Source organism: Nonomuraea sp. NPDC002799, from assembly GCF_053592075.1.
In genome coordinates this window covers 15,860-33,761 of record NZ_JBSFVA010000065.1, presented here as the reverse complement: position 1 = coordinate 33,761, position 17,902 = coordinate 15,860, and the positions used below count along the sequence as shown (strand labels likewise).

At 70.2% G+C, this 17,902-nt stretch carries 14 protein-coding genes; 7 read left to right on the top strand and 7 right to left on the bottom strand.

Features of this window, described 5'->3' with window-relative positions:
- Nucleotides 1–120: 120 nt before the first annotated feature.
- The 5 genes from ACWD0F_RS49630 to ACWD0F_RS49610 all read right to left on the bottom strand — a co-directional run bounded on the left by ACWD0F_RS49630 (nucleotide 121) and on the right by ACWD0F_RS49610 (nucleotide 10,681).
- Entirely contained in the window at nucleotides 121–2,637 is a 2,517-nt protein-coding gene (locus ACWD0F_RS49630) for a S8 family serine peptidase (protein WP_449889808.1), read from the bottom strand.
- Between the two features lies 1 nt (nucleotide 2,638).
- A complete protein-coding gene (locus tag ACWD0F_RS49625; protein WP_449889806.1) occupies nucleotides 2,639–3,853 on the bottom strand; it encodes a WD40/YVTN/BNR-like repeat-containing protein in 1,215 nt (404 codons plus the stop codon).
- Nucleotides 3,854–3,862: 9 nt separating this feature from the next.
- Complete coding sequence (locus ACWD0F_RS49620; RefSeq protein WP_449889805.1) at nucleotides 3,863–5,053, bottom strand: hypothetical protein; 1,191 nt, start codon at nucleotides 5,051–5,053, stop codon at nucleotides 3,863–3,865.
- A 14-nt stretch (nucleotides 5,054–5,067) separates the two neighbouring features.
- Nucleotides 5,068–7,491: a hypothetical protein gene (locus tag ACWD0F_RS49615; RefSeq protein ID WP_449889803.1), complete on the bottom strand. Its 2,424-nt coding sequence runs from the start codon at nucleotides 7,489–7,491 to the stop codon at nucleotides 5,068–5,070.
- Between the two features lie 271 nt (nucleotides 7,492–7,762).
- Nucleotides 7,763–10,681, bottom strand: a complete 2,919-nt coding sequence (locus tag ACWD0F_RS49610) for a helix-turn-helix transcriptional regulator (protein WP_449889801.1) — start codon at nucleotides 10,679–10,681, stop codon at nucleotides 7,763–7,765.
- A gap of 127 nt (nucleotides 10,682–10,808) precedes the next feature.
- On the opposite strand from ACWD0F_RS49610, the gene ACWD0F_RS49605 reads away from it, so the two are divergent.
- Nucleotides 10,809–11,600 (top strand): class I SAM-dependent methyltransferase, encoded by a 792-nt coding sequence (locus ACWD0F_RS49605; protein ID WP_449889799.1) that lies wholly within the window; start codon nucleotides 10,809–10,811, stop codon nucleotides 11,598–11,600.
- A 78-nt stretch (nucleotides 11,601–11,678) separates the two neighbouring features.
- On the opposite strand, the gene ACWD0F_RS49600 is transcribed toward ACWD0F_RS49605, so the two are convergent.
- Nucleotides 11,679–12,704 carry a hypothetical protein gene (locus ACWD0F_RS49600; RefSeq protein ID WP_449889797.1) on the bottom strand — a complete coding sequence of 342 codons (1,026 nt, stop codon included), beginning with the start codon at nucleotides 12,702–12,704 and terminating at the stop codon, nucleotides 11,679–11,681.
- 161 nt (nucleotides 12,705–12,865) lie between these two features.
- Here ACWD0F_RS49600 and ACWD0F_RS49595 point away from each other — a divergent pair, with 161 nt between their 5' ends.
- From ACWD0F_RS49595 to ACWD0F_RS49580, 4 genes are all read left to right on the top strand, one after another.
- Nucleotides 12,866–13,897: a LacI family DNA-binding transcriptional regulator gene (locus ACWD0F_RS49595; RefSeq protein ID WP_449889796.1), complete on the top strand. Its 1,032-nt coding sequence runs from the start codon at nucleotides 12,866–12,868 to the stop codon at nucleotides 13,895–13,897.
- 104 nt (nucleotides 13,898–14,001) lie between these two features.
- Nucleotides 14,002–15,081 (top strand): LLM class flavin-dependent oxidoreductase, encoded by a 1,080-nt coding sequence (locus ACWD0F_RS49590; RefSeq protein WP_449889794.1) that lies wholly within the window; start codon nucleotides 14,002–14,004, stop codon nucleotides 15,079–15,081.
- Nucleotides 15,082–15,169: 88 nt separating this feature from the next.
- Nucleotides 15,170–15,643, top strand: coding sequence for a DMT family transporter (locus tag ACWD0F_RS49585; protein WP_449889793.1), 474 nt, complete (start codon nucleotides 15,170–15,172; stop codon nucleotides 15,641–15,643).
- Between the two features lie 3 nt (nucleotides 15,644–15,646).
- Nucleotides 15,647–16,096 (top strand): DMT family transporter, encoded by a 450-nt coding sequence (locus ACWD0F_RS49580; RefSeq protein ID WP_449889791.1) that lies wholly within the window; start codon nucleotides 15,647–15,649, stop codon nucleotides 16,094–16,096.
- A gap of 16 nt (nucleotides 16,097–16,112) precedes the next feature.
- Here the strand turns inward: ACWD0F_RS49580 and ACWD0F_RS49575 are convergent, their stop codons facing one another.
- Entirely contained in the window at nucleotides 16,113–16,460 is a 348-nt protein-coding gene (locus tag ACWD0F_RS49575; RefSeq protein WP_449889789.1) for an STAS domain-containing protein, read from the bottom strand.
- A 666-nt stretch (nucleotides 16,461–17,126) separates the two neighbouring features.
- Here ACWD0F_RS49575 and ACWD0F_RS49570 point away from each other — a divergent pair.
- Nucleotides 17,127–17,390, top strand: a complete 264-nt coding sequence (locus tag ACWD0F_RS49570; RefSeq protein WP_449889787.1) for a helix-turn-helix domain-containing protein — start codon at nucleotides 17,127–17,129, stop codon at nucleotides 17,388–17,390.
- 46 nt (nucleotides 17,391–17,436) lie between these two features.
- Nucleotides 17,437–17,895, top strand: a complete 459-nt coding sequence (locus tag ACWD0F_RS49565) for a MarR family winged helix-turn-helix transcriptional regulator (RefSeq protein WP_449889785.1) — start codon at nucleotides 17,437–17,439, stop codon at nucleotides 17,893–17,895.
- Nucleotides 17,896–17,902: the final 7 nt, after the last annotated feature.

Below are 17,902 nucleotides of genomic sequence, written 5' to 3'. Positions count from 1 at the left end.
CCGCAAACCCACATCCCCTATTTTTTCAGTGTCTTCCACCGGTGTCAACTCCCCAACTACCACTAAACGCCCGCCGCGCGGGGGCGCCCCGGGCGCGGCGGACGTGTGCCGGTGAAAGGGTCAGCCGGCGATAGTGCAGGTGCGGTCGCCGACGAAGGCGTCGTCGACGGCCCACCAGCCCGAGTTCTGGCCCAGGTAGTGGAGGCGGAACTTGACGTTGGCCTGGCCGGCGGCCTGGGGGATGGGGATGACCTGGGTCGCCGGGCCCGGGGCGCCGGGGTAGCCCTTGGCGCTCCAGACGGTCTTCCAGGTGCCGCCGCCGTCCAGGCTGAGGTCCACCGAAGTGGTGGAGTTGATCGCCGGTCGCAGGTCGTGCGCGAACTCCAGCGTGGCCTTGGTACGGCTGCGCAGGTCGTAGGAGGGACTGGTGAGGTAGCTGTTCTGGATGTGGCCCTTGCCGGAGTTGAGGGAGTCGACGATGGCGAACCCGCCCTTGCCGCCGGTGTGGTTACCCCGCTTGGCGCGGTCGGAGAAGACCCAGCCAGGCTGGTAGTCGTAGTTGGGGATGTCCAGCTTGACGTTGTCGACCGTCCAGCCCCTGGGCTTCTTGGACCCGTCGAAGGGCTGCGTGCTGCCCGAGCGGGTGACCTCGTAGCCCTTGGCGACGCAGGTGAGCGAGACCGTCAGGCCCACATCGAGGCGCTGAGCGGCATCGCCCATGACCACCTGGCGGGTGGCCGGATCGTAGCCGGGCTCGGCGGAGGTGTACGTGACGGTGTAGGTCGTCGCGGGGAGCAGGGGCAGGGTGTAGGCGCCGGTGGCCGCGTCGGCCTCGGTCGTCCAGCGGTGGCCGGCGCCGTCGTCGGCGGTGATCTTCGCGGCCAGCGGGCGGCCCAGGCCGGAGCCGTCGGCGACCGTGCCGGTCAGGTTCATCCGTTCGGTGGGCGGCAGCGCGACGTCGTGGGTGATCGCGCCATCCTTGGCCAGAGTGACGGTCTGGGTGGTGGTCTGATAGCCGAAGGCCGTCACCTTCACCTGGTAGTCGCCGGCGGCGAGGGTGTAGGCGTACGCGCCGTCGGCCCCGACGGTGAAGTTGCGGTTCGTCGGGCCGGTGAGGGTGACGGTGGCGCCGGCGACGGGCTGCTTGGTGTCCGCGTCGGTGACGGTTCCCGTCAAGGTGGCGGTTCCGGCGGTGCCGACCTGGATGAGGGCGAGCGCGTCCAGCCTGCCCTCGCCGTACACGTTGTTGTTGGCGGCGGTGCCTCCGCAGGTGGTGTCGTCGGTGTCGATGGCCGACAGGTCCAGCAGGATCCGGGTGCTGTCGATGTCGCGGGCGTACTCAGGGCGCGCCGACCACAGCAGCGCGACCGCCCCGGCCACGTGCGGTGCCGCCATGGAGGTGCCGTCCCAGGCGGCGTAGGTGCTGCCGGGCAGGGAGGAGACCACCCGGACGCCGGGGGCGGAGATGTCCGGCTTGACCTCGCCGTCCTGACCGCTGCCGCGGCTGGAGAAGCTCGCGATCTTGTTGTTGGCGTCGTAGGCGCCGACGGAGTAGTTGATGGTGCGGCTACCAGGAGCGCCGGAGGTCTGGCACCCGGCGCCGTTGTTGCCGTTGGCCCAGATGCCCATGATCCCCGAAGCCGCCCAGGCGAGCTGGATGTCCTCGAACATGGGGTCGTTCGAGGGGTCCGAGCCCCAGGAGTTGTTGACGATGTGCGGCCGCTTGGACACGTCGGGGTTCTGGCCGGACAGGTCGGTGGGGGCGAGCATCCACTGCGACGACTTGATCAGGGCTTCCTCTGGGCAGGAGCCCGCGGGGCAGCCGATGCCGGCGATCCACTTCACGCCGGGGGCGACGCCGATCTGGTTGCCCGCGCCGTCGTCGCCGGCCATGGTGCCCATGGTGTGCGTGCCGTGCCCGTGTTCGTCGCACGGTTCGGCGGTGGGGCAGTCGCCGAGCGGGTCGATCCAGTTGTGGTCGTGGGTGAAGGTCCCGTCGCCGTTGTTGCCCCGATAGGACTTGACCAGGGCGGGATGGTCGAACTGGACCCCGGAGTCGACGTTGGCGACCACGATGTCCTCGCCGCGGCGGCCGGTCTGGGCCCACACGTCGTCGGCGTTGATGTTGCTCACCCCCCACGCGACGCCCTGGACGGCGGTGGACAGGGCCTCGGTCCGCACCGGTTCGGGGATCGCGTAGGTCTTCGGCGCGCGGATCTCCTCGATGCCCTTCATACCGGCGATCTTCCGGGCGACGGCTTCGGAGGCGTCCTTGACGTACACCGCGTTGGTGGCCCAGAACGCGGTCGACTTCAGCCCCTCGGCCTTCAGGAGCTTGCGTAACGGCTCTTGAGAGCTGTCGGCGGTGGCCTGGAGCCGTTCCACGACCTCCTGGCCGCGGGGCGTCCTGCCCTTGATCTTGCTCGCTGAGGAGATGTCCGCCTTGCCGGACAGGCGGACCCAGAAGTCCGCGGTGTCGGCCTTGACGAAGGTCGCCAGCAGATCCTGGGCGATCTTCAGCTTCTGCGCGGGTGCGGCGGAAGGCGCCGGGTCGGCCTGTGCCGCACCAGGTGTGGCGGCGAACGTGCCCGTGACCAGCGTCAGGACGCACGCGGCCGCGATGTGTGCCAGTCTCATCTCACTTACCCCCGCAGCTCAGGTGGGCGATCAAGCGTCGCGACCGCAAGTAGGGGTAGTCGGTGCCCGAGGGTTCGGTGAAGGTGGAGGTGCCCACCACCCACACGTCGTCGGGGCCGCTGCCGCCCACGTCGGAGAAGTTGAATCCGTACTCCGACGGTTGTGCTCCCTGGGGCTTGACGTCCTGCCAGGTGATGCCGTCCCAGTGCGTCAGTCGGAACCCGTTGTTCTGCTGGGTGTCGAGGGCAACGGCCCAGAGGTCGCCGGGGGTCGCGGCGTACAGGCGGGTGATCTCCGTCCCGTGGGGTCCTGGCTCTGGAGTGGGCATCGAGCTCCAGCTCTTCCCGTCCCAGTGCAGCAGGAGCGGCGCGGATTCCGACTCGTCACCGGTGAACCCGCCGATCCAGACGTCGTCGGGCCCGGTCGCGCTGATCGATTTGAGGTACCCGCTCGGCCCGATGTCCGGCAGCGGGCTCTCCGTCCAGGCGGTGCCGTCGTAGTGGAGCACCAGGGGGTGGTAGGCGCCGTCGCTTCGGGAGAAGCCGACCGCCCAGACGTCGGTGGCCGACACCGCCTTCAGGGCGCTCAGACTGGTGGTGGGGCGGTCCGCTGCGGGATGGTCGACCATCGCCCACTCCGTGCCGTCCCAGCGCTCGATGAAGGCCTGGTACCCGGTGCCGTGGATGGTGCCGACCGCCCACGCCAGATCTGGTGCCAGCGAGGCGATGTCCTCCGCCCTGGGCCCGCCCAAGGTGGGATCGGTGCTCGGCGCGCCCGGAGTGAGCGTCCACCGTCCCCCTGCCCATCGGGCGAGCATGCGCGCTCCGTCGGGCCTGGCCGCGCCGTTCATCCGCACGTGCGCCCAGCCGCTTCCCGCCGAGTCGAACGAGGCGTTACCGGCATCGAACGCGGTGGAGGTCCGCGGGGGGATTGCGATCTGCGGGCCGTTCTCGATCAGCGACCGGCCGTCCCAGCGCAGCGTACGGATGCCGGCGAAGGAGAGGTTCTCGGTGAACCTGACGTCGTTGGGTGCGATGACGCTGACGTCGACGATGTCGGCGTCGACGGCCGCGGCGGGCATGATGCTCCAGGCCGGGGTGCAGCCGGGTCCCGCGCTGGCCGGGGTGTGGGTGCCTGCGGAGACGACCGTGCTGAGCAGGGCGGTGAGCCCGGCCGCGAGCGTCGCGCGGCGTAGATGATGACGTGTTCTTCGCATGGGGATCTCCTAGAAGGCGCCGGTGCCGTTGGGGGTGCCCATGCCGCTGGGCCCGTCGTAGCCGCCGCGCGCCGCGCACACGTTGCTGCCGGCGCAGGTGCCGTTGGCGCCGGCGGTGACGTCGAACAGGTACCGCGAGCCGCCGTACAGGCGCTTGCCCGGAGGCTTGGTCGAGTCGGTGCCCGCCAGGCCGTACACGCCGGCGATGAACGCCGCCGCCAGCGGGGTGCCCGAGGCCGCGGCCCAGCCGCCGACAGCGCTGCTGTAGATCTGGGTCGGGGTTGTGGAGGAGGCCACGGACGACACGTCGGCCACGGTCCGCCGGCTCCCGCAGTCGCCACGCGGCTGCCAGGACGGGCGCGCCTCGTAGAGGGAGCAGCCCGAGCCGGTGTCCCGCCAGACGGTCTCACTCCAGCCGCGTTCGGCGGCCGGGTCCCGCCACAGCTCGGTGCCGCCCACCGCGATCACCGAGGAGTAGGCCGCAGGAACCAGCTGGCGGCCGTCGGTGTTGAAGCCGGCCCCCGCCGCCGCGGTGATCGTGACACCCGGATGGTTGAAGTGAGCGGCCTGCGCGATCTGGTCCTCGAACTCCGCGACCCCCCACATGGAGACGATGGCGTCCGCTCCCTGGGCGGCGGCCTGGTCCACGGCCAGGGCCAGGTTGGCGAAGGAGTTGTCATCCGCCTGCACCAGCACCAGCTTGCAGTTGGGGCAGGCCGCCGAGGCCATGTCCAGACCGGCCGCGGCGTACGCCGCGTAGCTGGGGCCGGAGGGCGGCGGCGTGTCTCCGCCGCGCTGGTTGACCTTCCTGAAGCAGGTGAAGACCTCGTCGCAGGCGGGCAGGCCGTTGGTCTCCCGATAGACGGCCAGGTCCGGCTCGGCCGAGCTGACGTCGTACGGCACGACGACGGCGATGGTCCGGCCACCGCCGAGGAGGTCGGCTGGCAGCCGGTAGGCCTCCTGCAGATCCTTGGCGGTCAGCGGCCCCGAGGTGAGTTTCGCGGCCTCGGCGGGGCGCAGAGTGCGGCCGGTGCCGTCGGTGGCCACCTTAAGCAGGCAGGCCGCCTGGTCGGCGTCCTCAGGGCAGATCGCCCGGGTGGACGGCGGTGGCGCGTCGGCGACGGCCGGAGCAGCCGGCGTGAGCGTGCTGAGCAGGGCGGCCACCACGCCCGTGAGCATCATGATCCGTTTGGTGCGCATGTCATCTCTCCCGGTCAGCCGGTCAGCCGGTAGGCGCGGACGTTGGTCTGAGTGACGGTGCTGCCGCCGGCGTCGTGCGCCTTGACACGCAGCGACACCCACCGGGTCGCCTCGGCGTAGCCGGGGTGCGTGATCGGCGTGGTGAACGTGCCGTCCGCTTTCCGCGTGGTCGTCTTCGGCTCCGACCAGGTCTTCCCGTCGTCGTAGGACACCTCGACCGTGGCCGCCACCTCGGCGGGCGCGGGCTGGTGCTCCTGGCGCGACACCCGGAATCCCACATCGAACGGCTGCCCGGCCTTCGCCCGCGACTCGTGGTCCAGGGCCAGGTCCCAGTGCACGAACAGCAGCGGCAGGAACGAGCACGCCAACGTCGGGTCCGCGCACTGCACGTCGCCTGGCAGGGTCGCCGCGCTGTCCTGCGGCCCGGAACGGAACGTCCAGTCCGTGGTGCCCGGCGAGTCAGGGGTGCTCTCGTTGGCCGTGGTCCACGTCAGCCGGTACTCCGCCGGGCGACGCAGCAGGGGAAGCGTCTCGGGGGTGGGGTCGTACCCCCCTAGGTCTCCCGCGCCGAAGACCAGCTTGCCGTCACGGTAGAAGGCCAGCTTCGACGACGTCCACCCGTATTCGGTGAAGTGCAGCGGGTCGGAGTCGCCGAAGCCCTGGATGTAGACCATGCCCAGGTCGCCCTGCCTGCAGGCGACGCAGACCTGCCGCAGCGGAGTGCCCACCTGCGTGTCCGGGCTGCCGAGCATGCCGTGCTGGGCCCGCATGACGTAGGTGGCGGCGGTCGACGGCACGTCGGGCCCCCGGTTCCACTCCTCCCTGATCACCTGTCCCGGCTGGATCTTCCTGCGCGGGCCGTGGATCCGCTCGCCGCGGTCGGGGCCCATGATGCTCTGCCAGATCACCTGATCGGGGCGGCTGCTGTAGAGGTAGTCGGTGCGCTCGCCGTTGACCGGTTCGCCACCGTAGCCGAAATCGGTCCAGCCCCACGGCAGGAACGCGTAGTTGTGCCGGTTGATCGGGCTGGGCGAAGGATCGTCCGACGGCGCGTCGTGCAGGGCCGAACGCACCGTGGTCAGGTCCGACGCCTTGACTGTGTGTGTCATCGAGGCGGGGACCGCACCACCGTACGGGAAGAGCAGTTCGTAGGTGGAGCCCATCTCGGGGCCGGAGACGGCGCCCTCGGCCAGCGACGTCATCGCCATGAAGTCGAAGCCGCCCTTGGTGACCGGCTGGGTCGGGGTGGCGAACAGGCCAGGGTTCCCGTTCGGCGGGTAGGAGATCGTCTTCCAGAGGAGACCGTAGAGCAGGCCGGACGGCGCCACTCCGGTCTGGTCGCCTGCGGCGCTGGTGCGCAGGAAGGTGAAGGCATCGAGCCGCTGCAGGTCCCGCTGCGGCGGGGTTTCCAGATTCGCCTGGTACGGCACGGCGCCGCGCGCGTCCAGGGTGACCGTGGTGTCGGAGCCGACGCGCACCTCCGGCTTCGTCACCAGCGCCATTTGCGAGGTAAGGTCGTCGGCCGGGCCGGTGAGGACGCTGGCCATGATGTTGTAGGTGCCTGCCGGCACCATGAACGACTTCTTGCCCTCCCCTGGGTAGGTGAAGCCGAAGTTGGCCAGTTGCCCGTCGGCAACGTTGGTCACAGCCCCGAGCATCACTCCCGGCTTGCCGTCGCGGCCGATCGCGTCGACGGTCAACCGGTGGAAGCGCACTCCCTTGCTCGCCGCCTTGGCGGTGCTCGTCCCCAGCGGCGCGGCGGGAGCCTCCGGAGCGCCCTTGGGCACGGCGAGCTCGATCCGCTCCACCCCCGGCAGCGTGCCGATCGCGGCGCTGCCCGATCCGGTGCCGCGCCACTGCCGGGCCAGCAGCCGGCCGAGGCCGTCTGCGTCCTTCTTGGTCACCTTCGCCTTGGCGATCCCGCCGGTCGCGGAGGCGACGCTGGTCGCGGGCAGCCCCTCCGCCTTGGCCTTGGTCGCTGTCACCTTCACCGGCAGGGTCTTGCTGCGCTCGTCGTCCAGCTTCGCACGCACCAGGTAGCTGACGTTGAACAGGCGCATGTCGATCGTCTTGCCGAGGTACGGCACCGCCTCCGAGGGCACCACGTACGTGTCGCGGCCGAGGGTGAACTGGGAGAACGTGCCGCCGGCGGCGTCCCGCCCGTCCGGGAGCAGGTTGACCTGCTGGGTGCCGTCCTCCGCGGTCTCGACCCGGAACCGGTCACCGGTGAGCAGCGTCACCGTGGACGTCGTCGTCTTTCCTGGGGCGCTCTGGTTTCCCGTGGCGCTCTGGTCTACTCGGGCGCTCTGGGGCGAACCGTGCTGGATGTCCGGAGGGGTGGGGGAAGCGGCGGCCGAGCCGGCCGTACCGCCTCCCGCGGCTATCGTCAGGGCCAGCGCCGCGCCGACCGCGGTCGCCCGATCTCTGAGAAATCTCATGGATTCCCGGCTTTCTGCCGCGCGCCATACGTCGGACGACGCCGGGCACGCGAACGTGGGGGTAAGGATCCGCGCGGTGGTTACAGCGGTTCGTGCTCGTCTACGGGCGGCACTTCATCCGGGGAAGTCTCCTCAGGCTCTTCCACCGGGGGTTCCTGCTCTTGCTGATCGTCTTTCATGAAGATCATGATCAGCTCGGCACGGTCACCGCCGCGAGTCGGCAAATCACCCATTTAATGCCGCGGGAACCTACGTGTCGGTCGGGACCCGCCTACGTCGGTTCCTGGTCGGGCCCGGCGTTCGGCAGTCCCGCGGGGGCGACCGCCATGACCAGTGCGGTGCGCGAGGCCACGCCGACCTTGCGCATGGCCGCGCTCAGGTGCCGCTCCACTGTCCGCGGCGACAGCTGCAGGCTCTCCGCGATCCTCTTGTTGGTCCAGCCGAGGGCGAGCAGGTTCACGATCTCCAGCTCTCGGGGCGACAGCCGGTCGCCGTACCCCTTGCGGCCGCCCCGCCACGGGCGGGACACCTCCACGCCGTGCCCGCGGAGGAGATGGGCCACCCGATCCGCGTCCCAGCGGGCGCCGAGGTCCTGCAGCCGCTGCTGCACGTCCGACAGCACCGCCAGCCCTCGCTCGCCCGCTCCCGAGCCGAGCAGGAACCTCCCCTGCCGCTCCAGCGTCAGGAGCTCGTCGTACGGCTGGGGCAGGGCCGCCCACGCTCGCGCGGCCTCGGCGAAGAGCGCTTCCGCGTCCCGGCCTTCGGCCTCGGCGACGATCGCCAGGCAGGTGGCCAGAGACGCGGCGGGACCTGGGATGTCCCGACCGGCCAGCCCGTCGGTGAAGGTGTTGACGAGCGCGCGAGCCTCGCCCGTCCGGCCGGCGGCGATGAGAGCGTTGACGTGGACCGGCATGAGGTCGGTGGCCCACAGCCACATCCCCTTGCGGTCGATCATGCCCATGATCGGCTCGGTGAGCTCGATCGCGCCCTCGTGGTCGCCCTCGGACAGGGCGATCCTGGCCAGGGCGGCGTTGGGGAACACGAAAGGATCCGCGCTGCCGCGCGGCCTGTTGGCTTCCAGCACCAGGCCGAGGCGGCGCTCGGCCCGCGGCCGCGCCCCCGACGCGAGATCGAGCTGCCCCTGGATGGTCCTGGCTTCCAGGCGGGTCGCCGCGTCGGCCGACTCCGAGGTGGCCAGATCCTCGACGATCTCGTCCAACCCCTGCCAGTCGCCGGTGTGCCAGGCCAGCCGGGCCTGGCCGATCCGCACGGTGTCGGCGACCCGCCGGTAGCCGATGTCCTCCACCATGGCGCCCACGGCGGCCAGGCCGGCGCGGGCCTGCGGGTATCGCCCCCAGAGCAGGGCGGACTGGGCCACGATCAGCCGCGTCCTGACGATCCCCCGGCGCTCCAGCTGGCTCTCCGCCGTCCGCGGGATGGTCTCCGCCACCCGCCACCCCTCGCCCTCTCCGAGCAGGAGCAGCGACATGACATGGCCGGTGAGGAAGACCTGGCGCTCCACCGGAGCCTGAAGGTACGGGAGCAGCGCCACGGCACGATCCACCCAGGCCAGGTGCCGTGCCGCCGGCCATGCCGCGTTGAAGGGCGTCGCGAGGATGAACATGCCCTGCACGGCCAGGGCGGGGCGATGCTCCAGGTCGGACACGGCCGCCTCCACGTGGGCCGCGCCGTCCTCGAACCTGCCGAGGTGCAGGACCACCTGCCCCAGACGTAGCCTGATCTCCCCGCGGTCGTCCTGTGGCAGGTCGGGGTCGGCGAGCACGTGCTCCAGCGCTTCGCGGACCAACTCGCCCAGCCCGAACAGCGGTTCGGCGGTCAGCGTCGCGGCCTGGCCCAGCTTCTGCGCCAGCCGTACCCGCCGGTCGACGGGATGGTCGGCCGTGGTCAGCAGTTCGTGGAGCAAGGCCACACCGGTCTGGTCGTCACCCGACTCCAGGGCCAGTTCGGCGCTGGCCTCGGCGTAGCGGCACCACTCCCCCACGTCGCCCGCCTCCCGGAAGTGGCGGCAGAGCCGTACCGCCGGAGGGTGTTCCCTGTCGCGGAGCGACACGGCCGCTCGCCGGTGCAGCAGGCGCCGGGTCGGGACCGGGATCGCGTCCGCCACCGCGTGCGAGGCCAGGATGTGGCGGAAGGCGAAGGCGTCGCGGGCGGTCTCCCGCATCAGCCCGCTCGCCAGGGCCTCGGCCAGGCTGTCGCGGGTGGCGTGCTCGTCCAGGTCGGCCACGGCGGCGATCAGGTACTCGTCCGCAGGCGCCTCCAGGACCGCGGCCGCCTGCAGCACCGCCCGGGTGGCCGGGGAGAATCTGGCGGCGCGCTCCAGCACCGAGTCCCGCACCGTGGGCGGCACCTGCAGCTCCCCCATGAGCCGCCGCCGCCAGCCGGTCTCGTCCCTGAAGATGTCGCGCCGATCGCGCAGCAGCCGGACGGTCTCCTCCACGGCCAGCGGGATGCCGCCGGTGTGCTCGCGCAGGAACGCCGCGAACTTCTCGGACACCTCCGCGTCCGAGAACATCGACGCCACGAACGCTCGCGTCTGCGCCACGTCCAGGGGCTCCAGGGACACGCGTTCCTGCCTCATCTTCCTGGGCAGCCGCGAGGTCAGGCGTAACAGCGGGGAGCGTTCGCTGACGTCCGCCGGACGGTAGGTAGCCACGATCGAGCGTCTCCCGCCGCCCGATGCGCAGAGCATGAGCAGCCAGTCGAGGGTCGCCGCGTCCGCCCAGTGCGCGTCCTCGACGACCAGCACCTCGATGCCGAGGGCATCGATCAATTCGGTGAGTGCGCGAAACAGCCGGTGGCGAGTCTCCTGCAGATCGGCGAGCGACTCCAGCGCGGGCGGCAGCAGCGCGCTCCACTCCGGGAACAGCGGTCGCAACGCTCCGGCCAGCGGGCTCAACTCGAGCGCGCTCAGCCGATCGTGGAAGAGCCGCAGTCCGTCGACCACGGCGCCGAGCGGAAACGGCTCCCGCAGATCCGGGCACACCGCCATCAGCACCCGCAGGTCACGCAGGGCCGGCGTGGCCAGGCATTCGTCGACCAGGCGGGACTTGCCGATGCCCGCCTCGCCCTCGATCAGGACGAGCGCGGCGGGCTGGGCCAGCGCGTCGACCACCGTCGCCATGGCGTCGGCCCGGCCGATGAACGCCGGCCCCTTGGCGTCCAGTGTCACGCCTTCTGTCTCTTTTGCATCATTCATTTCCCTACATGCATATACATCACCACACGTCACATGGCCATCCCCCACCACTCCTGACTCATGCAAGGCATCAGCGGTCTGGCACTGTCAGGATGGGAGCATGCCTCGTGATCTTCGGCTGCGAGCCACCTTCGACAGCGCCGCCGACACCTATCAAGACGCACGCCCCGACTATCCGGCCGCGCTCTATTCCGACCTGCTCGCGATCACGGCGATCACGCCGCCCGCGCGCCTGCTCGAAATCGGCTGCGGCCCCGGGAAGGCCACGGCGCCGTTGGCGCGGATGGGCTTCCGGATCACCGCGGTCGAGCTCGGCGACGCCCTGGCGGCGCGGGCACGGCAGCACCTCGCCGCATTCGCCGGCGTTTCGGTGATCACGTCGTCCTTCGAAGACTGGGAGCCACCGGCAGGGGCCCGCTTCGACCTCGTCTACGCGGCCACGGCGTGGAAGTGGGTGGACCCGGAGGTCAAGTACGTGAAGGCGGCCGAGCTGCTCGCTCCGGGCGGCCACCTGGCCGTGTGGAACGCCGACCACGCGCTCCCGGCCGGCTTCGACCCGTTCTTCACCGAGATCCAGAAAGTTTACGAGGAGATCGGCGAAGGCGACGGCGGCCCGTGGCCACCGCCCGAGGAAGCGGCCGACCCCATGGCCGCCGAGTTCGACGCCTCCGGGCTTTTCACGGTGGTCGGGACGCGACGCTACGTATGGGCGCTGCGCTACACGGCGGACGAATACATCGCGCTGCTGGACACGTTCTCCGGGCACATCGCCATGGAGCCGGCCAGACGCGAACACCTCTACCGGGAGGTACGCCGCCTCCTCGCCGCGCGCCAGGACGGACGGCTCACGCGCCACTGGTCGGTCGTCCTCACCGTCGGCCGGCGCCTGTGACGTCGTCTCCGCCGAGCTGATCCAAGGCCCACGGCGGTCCACGCCAGTGGCGCCGCCGTGAGCTCCGGGTGGTGCCGGTCAGAACTCGATGAATCCGTACAACCCCAGATGATTCGACTTCGTGCTGCTCACCGTATGGTCGATGCTCGACGGCCGCACGGCGCCCTTGACGAACAGGTAGTCGATCTTCCTGGAACCGAGGGTCGCCTTCGCCCCGTAGCCGGTCATGCCGAAGCCCCCGAGTGTGGTGGCGGCGATGCCCGTGCGATTCGCGTCGATCCCGATCACCCGGATCGCCGAGGCGTTCAGCAAACTCGTGGCGTCAGCGCCGACATGGATGCCGGATTTCGCGATGCCCGTGTCCCCCGCGCCCGCGCAGGCGTTGCCGCCGTTCTGCTCAGGAAGGTGCATGGTCGCGGCGAAGACCGTCGTCCCCGTCGCCTTGATCGTGAACCTGGCCGCGATGGCGCTCGTGCGCTTCCATTTGTGTTCGTTGGTGCTCCCGTCGTCATTGCTCGGCGGCTTGTACAGCGTGCACCCGGCCCCGGCGCCGTACGCCGTGCCCGGCTTCAACCAGCCCGCGCTCCAGTATTTGGAGATGTCGCCCGCCGCCAGGCTCAACGTTCTGGTGTTGTAGAGAATGCCGTTGGTCTGCCTTTTCTTCAGGTCGCCGAGCGCCTGCTGACTGCACTTGTGCGTGCTGCCCCACTCCTCGGGGTCGTCCCAGGCCACGATCGCCTTGTAGGTGCCCGCCGGATAGCCGAACTTGGCCCCGAGCTGGTCGGCGTAAGCCGTGGCCTGCCCGGTGCCACGCACCTGCTGCACGATCAGCAGGTCGGGCGCCACCACGCCGGAGGTGCCCGTCTTGCCGTTGTCGTCGACCAATAAGGACGTGAGGTGGTCCGGGCCGGAGATTCGGGTGCACGAGCCGTCGGCGTTGTTTCGTATCAGGTTCTCGATGTTGTTGTTGTAGACGCGCAGAACCCGATCCGCCGCGGTCATGGACGCTTCTTGCGCGTGCGCCGTCGAGGGCGTGGTGGCGGTCGTGATCGTGACGAGTGCGGTGAGCGCCATGGCGCCGGCGGATTGATAAGTGAAGGGCATCATCGCAATGTAGCGATCAACTTCGGACGAGTGGTGGTGACGCCTTGAAAAAGATCGCCGTCAAGGGCTCCCCATTCGCCGCCGCCGAAAGGCGTACGGGCGTAGCGGACCTTCTTTGGCGTCGAAGGTCTCGTCCTGAACCGTCCCGTTAAACTGCGGCCATGACCGCGACCGAAGATCCCGCCGCGCCATCGCGGTCGCTGACCATCGCGCAGCTCGCCGAGCTCGCCGGAGTGTCCACGGCGACGGTCTCCAAGGTCGTGAACGGCCGTTCCGAGGTCGCGCCCGAGACCCGCACCCTGGTCGAAGAGCTCATCCGCGAGCACGGCTACCGCCGGCAGAGACGGCGCGTCAGCCCGGACGCCCTGGTGGAGCTGGTCTTCCACGCCCTGGAGGGCGACTACCCGATCGAGATCGCCAAGGGCGTCGAACAGGTGACGCGCGAGCACCACCTGGCCGTGGTCCTGTCGGAGTCACCGCAGCACCACCTTCCGGGCCGGGGCTGGCTCGAAGGCGTGCTGAGCCGCCGGCCGACCGGCGTGATAGCGGTGTTCTCCGGGCTGACCGGCGAGCAGCGCGAGCAGCTCGCCACGCGCGGGATCCCCCTGGTGCTGCTCGACCCGACCGGCGATCCCGGCCACCGGGTGCCCTCGGTCGGCGCGGGCAACTGGAGCGGCGGGCTGTCGGCGACCCGTCACCTCCTGGAGCTCGGCCACCGGCGCATCGCCGTGATCACGGGTCCCGACGACGCGCTGTCCGGCCGGGCGCGCCTCGACGGCCACCGCGCCGCGCTCGACCTGGCCGGGGCCGCCGTCGATCCCGGCCTCGTCCGGCGCGGCGACTTCCTCGTCGAGGGCGGCCTGGCGCAGGCCCACCTGCTCCTGCGGCTGCCCGAGCCCCCGACCGCGATCTTCGCCTGCAACGACTTGCAGGCCATGGGCGTCTACCGGGCGGCCTACGAGCTGGGGTTGCGCATCCCGGACGACCTCAGTGTGATCGGCTTCGACGACCTGCCGCCGATGCGGTGGATGACCCCGCCGCTGACCACGATCCGCCAGCCACTCACCGAGATGGCGATCGCGGCCGCGTCCATGCTGATGAGCCTGGCGCAGGGACAGGTGCTTCAGCAGAGCCGGGTCGAGCTGGGCACCGAGCTGATCGTCCGCGGCAGCACCGCACCACCCCCGCGCTGAGCGCGCGTCGTGCGGGGCGCCGTCTCCGCTTGCGCGAGCGTCGAGGCGGCCCGTACCTTATTTCCTACTAAACCCATCGTTTATGCTGAATATGGGAGTGGCGGATGCGTTTCCACTGGTTCCTCCCGACGACCGGCGACGGTCATGACGTCCGGTCGGCCATCACCACGACCGACGCCTTCCGCCCGTCCGCGCGCCCGGCGACGGTCGCGTACCTGACCCAGGTCGCCAGGGCGGCCGAGGAGGCCGGCTTCGAGGCGGCGCTCACCCCCGTGGGCGCCGGCTGCCCCGATCCGTGGATCGTCTGCGCCGCCCTCACCCAGCACACCGAGCGGCTGAAGTTGCTGGTCGCCTTCCGCACCGGCTACACCCTGCCGACGCTGCTGGCCCAGCAGGCGCAGGCGTTCCAGGAGATCTCGGACGGGCGGCTGCTGCTCAACGTCGTCACCGGCGGCGACCCGGTCGAGCAGCGCGCGTACGGCGACTTCCTCGACCACGACGCCCGCTACGCCAGGACCGCCGAGTTCCTGCACGTGCTCCGCCGCACCTGGGCGGGCACCCCCTTCGACCACCACGGCGAGCACTACCGCGTCGCGGGCGGCGGGCTGGCCACGCCCCTCGACCCGCCGCCTGGCGTCTACTTCGGCGGCGCCTCCCCCGCCGCTGAGCAGGTCGCCGCGCGTCACGCCGACGTGATGCTCATGTGGGGCGAGCCGCCGGCCGCGCTCGCCGAGCGCATCGCCCGCCTGCGCGCACTGGCGGGGCCGCTGGGCCGCGAGCTTCGGTACGGCCTGCGCGTGCACGTCATCGCCCGCGACACCAGCGCCGCCGCCTGGGCCGAGGCCGACCGGCTGCTGGCCGGCATGGACCCGGCGCGCATCGCCGAGGCCCAGCGCCGCTTCGCCCGCTACGACTCCGTCGGCCAGAGCCGCATGGTCGGCCTGCACGCCGGCGCCACCCGTGACCTGGAGATCCACCCCGGGCTCTGGGCCGGGATCGGCCTGGTGCGCGAGGGGGCGGGCACCGCCCTGGTCGGCTCGTACGACGAGGTCGCGGCGCTGCTGCGCGAGTACGCGGCGGTGGGCGTGGACGAGTTCGTGTTGTCCGGGTGGCCGCATCTGGAGGAGGCGTACCGGGTGGGCGAATACGTGCTGCCCCGCCTGGCCCGCCGTCCCGTGTCCTGAAAAAATCCGAAAAGGAACTCATGCGCTTTCTGATCATCTTGGCCTTACTCGGCACCCGGCCGCCGTTCACCGCGAAGGGACGGGCGGGGTGAACGGACGCGCCGTCGACTGGCTGCTCGCGCTCGCGGGCGGCGTGCTTCTGACGTTGATGACCCAGTCCAACGCCGTGCTCGCCCGGCACACCGACGCGCTCTACGCCTCCTGGGCGGCCCACGCGATCGGCGCCGTCGTGGCGCTGGCGCTGGTGGCGGCCGTCCGCGCCCGCCGCAGACCGCCACCGGGCGCGGTCGCGAACGGGCCGGCGGACAAGGTGCCGCTCTGGTTCTACCTGGGCGGCATTCCCGGCGCGCTCGTCGTCATCCTGTCCGCCGTCGCGGTCAACAGCGAGCTCGCCCTGGCCGGGACCGTGGCGCTGATGCTCACCGGCCAGGTCGTCTTCGGCACCGTCTCCGACCACCTCGGCCTGCTGCGCATCCCCAAGCGCCGCATCACCGGCATGGACCTGGCGGTCGCCGGATGCGTGCTCGCGGGCAGCGTGCTCATCGTGCTCGGGGGAGGGTGAACGGTGCTCTTCCTCATCCTCCTGGCACTGCTCAACGGTATCCTCATCGGCACCAGCCGGGCGGTCAACGGCCAGCTCAGCACCCGGGTGGGCGCGTTCAAGGCCTCTGTCTGGAACCACGTCGTCGGGTTCGTCTTCCTGACGGCGGTCCTGCTCGTCCTGCGCACCTGGCCGGACCTCTCGGACGTCCCCCTCGCCGCCTACGTGGGCGGGGTGTTCGGCGCGTTGTTCGTGGCGGTCAACAGCCATGTGTTCCCCCGCCTCGGCGCGATGAACGCCTCCTTGCTGGTCATCAGCGGGCAGGTGCTCTCCGCCGTCGTGATCGACTGGGTCGTCCAACGGTCGGCGCCCGCGCCGCTCCGGCTCCTGGGCGTCGTCCTCGTCCTCGCAGGTCTCAGCCTGCCTCGGCTGAGAGGCCGCCTCGGGCGGGAGAAGCGTCCGACCGAGAATTGATCGCCCCGCTCGGCTCCTACGGCTGAACAGCGCCGCCGCCGGTAGCGGACAAAGCTTGCCCTACCGTCTCGTGAACCACCAGTCCAGTATCTATCCCAGTAATCGCCAGCAAACGCGCAGGATTGCCATGAACGGCCGCAATCCACAACGCGCCGCCACGCTTCACAACAGCATCACGACACATCAAAATGCCACGAACGCCGCAACAATCCATGAAAGTCAGCCCCGACAACTCCAGGACCACTTGCCTGCTCAGAGGTTCGAGCACCGCATCGGCGAAATCCACTAACTCCAGATAGTTGGTTACGTCAAGTTCGCCGCCGACGGCGATAATAGCCGCCTCGCCCAGACGCTCAATGCCCAACCTCAGAGAAGTCACAACCTTGTCCCGCCCCCCACCCGGCCCCCACAGACCATAGCCACAGCAACCCCGAAAGCCATAGCACCGAGAACGCCACATAAGTCTGCGAGACGCCAGCCAATCCGTCGGCAACGAAAAATGCGTCAGCCCATCAATTCCGGGACAATTCTCACAAATCGCCAAGGCGATGAACAAATTCAAGAGGCAATATGGTGAAAAATATAGACACGGGCCAATATCGCTGAGACGCCACTGCCATACATGAAACAAATTCAGGCCGGGTCGTGCGGCCTGCGCGCTCGCGGAGTGGGAGCAGGAGCACTGCGAGGGCTGGATGCATGCCCGCGCATGCCCTCGCGCACCTGCCTCAGCCCGACACGCGGAGTTCGGCGTCGTCGCCGGTTTCACCAGACGGTGCGAGGAACTCGTGGACCCCTCGACGTAGACACTGCGCGCGCGATCCCGTTCCTGGCGCTGACCTCACCGTTCATCGGCTGGTTCGGCATGAGGAGGCGTCACGGATCCTGTGATGAGCGCCGCCCGCACCTTCCCCTTCTACGTGAACGTCTCCAGCGGAGTGCCCAACGAGGACCGCAAGGTCGGCGAGGCCGTCCGCTCCGTGATTCTTCGAGTTGCGACGCTTGAAGGATCACGTGAAGGGCCACGGGCTTGTCCAGCGATACGACGCGGCTGTTCGGCTTGGTCGGGGTGGAGCAGTGCCGGCGCAAGACGTTCACCGAGGCGCTGCCGTCGATCCCACCGCGGTCGCGGTTGACGTCGCGGCTGCGTACCTCGGCCGGGGAAGCGATCGCCGACCGCGGACGGACGGTGGTGCAGGCCGCGCGCGACTTCGAGGTGTCGTGGCCGGTGCGAACACCGCGTTCACGGCCGCGGCTGCGCTGCCGAAGGACGTCAAGTATCGCCGAACCCTGATCGGGAGATGCATAAAGGATTCATATAAAGTTGCTATGCTTCTGGCATGAGTCGCCAAGGCGCCGCGCACGGCGCTTCCGATGCCATCGGGTCAGCCCTCTACGGTCTGGCCACCAGGGCCGTGAGACGCCTTCCCCGCGACATGAGCCTGACGTCCGCCGCCACCTTGGCCACCCTGGACAAGACCGGCCCGCGACGGATCACCGATCTGGCGGTGGCCGAGGGCGTCACCCAGCCCGCGATGACCGTCCTGGTCCGGGTGATGGAGGAGTCCGGGCTGGTCGAGCGGACGGGCGATCCGTCCGACAAGCGGGTCACGCTGGTGTGCCTGACCGAGGCCGGCGCGTCGTACGTCCGGACGCGACGCCAGGCGGGCGTCGACGCGTACGCGCGGTTGATCGACGAACTCACCGGTGACGAGGTCGAGGCCTTGGCAGCAGCCCTTCCGGCGCTGCTGCATCTGGCGGAGCTCGAAAGCCACGCCCGAGAGGAGTCGGGCCGGTGACCGCGGC

What these genes read in the sequence shown, in the direction of transcription:
- ACWD0F_RS49630 (WP_449889808.1), bottom strand. Translation starts at nt 2,637, where the DNA reads ATGAGACTGGCACACATCGCGGCCGCGTGCGTCCTGACGCTGGTCACG.
- ACWD0F_RS49625 (WP_449889806.1), bottom strand. Translation starts at nt 3,853, where the DNA reads ATGCGAAGAACACGTCATCATCTACGCCGCGCGACGCTCGCGGCCGGG.
- ACWD0F_RS49620 (WP_449889805.1), bottom strand. Translation starts at nt 5,053, where the DNA reads ATGCGCACCAAACGGATCATGATGCTCACGGGCGTGGTGGCCGCCCTG.
- ACWD0F_RS49615 (WP_449889803.1), bottom strand. Translation starts at nt 7,491, where the DNA reads ATGAGATTTCTCAGAGATCGGGCGACCGCGGTCGGCGCGGCGCTGGCC.
- ACWD0F_RS49605 (WP_449889799.1), top strand. Translation starts at nt 10,809, where the DNA reads ATGCCTCGTGATCTTCGGCTGCGAGCCACCTTCGACAGCGCCGCCGAC.
- ACWD0F_RS49600 (WP_449889797.1), bottom strand. Translation starts at nt 12,704, where the DNA reads ATGCCCTTCACTTATCAATCCGCCGGCGCCATGGCGCTCACCGCACTC.
- ACWD0F_RS49595 (WP_449889796.1), top strand. Translation starts at nt 12,866, where the DNA reads ATGACCGCGACCGAAGATCCCGCCGCGCCATCGCGGTCGCTGACCATC.
- ACWD0F_RS49590 (WP_449889794.1), top strand. Translation starts at nt 14,002, where the DNA reads ATGCGTTTCCACTGGTTCCTCCCGACGACCGGCGACGGTCATGACGTC.
- ACWD0F_RS49565 (WP_449889785.1), top strand. Translation starts at nt 17,437, where the DNA reads ATGAGTCGCCAAGGCGCCGCGCACGGCGCTTCCGATGCCATCGGGTCA.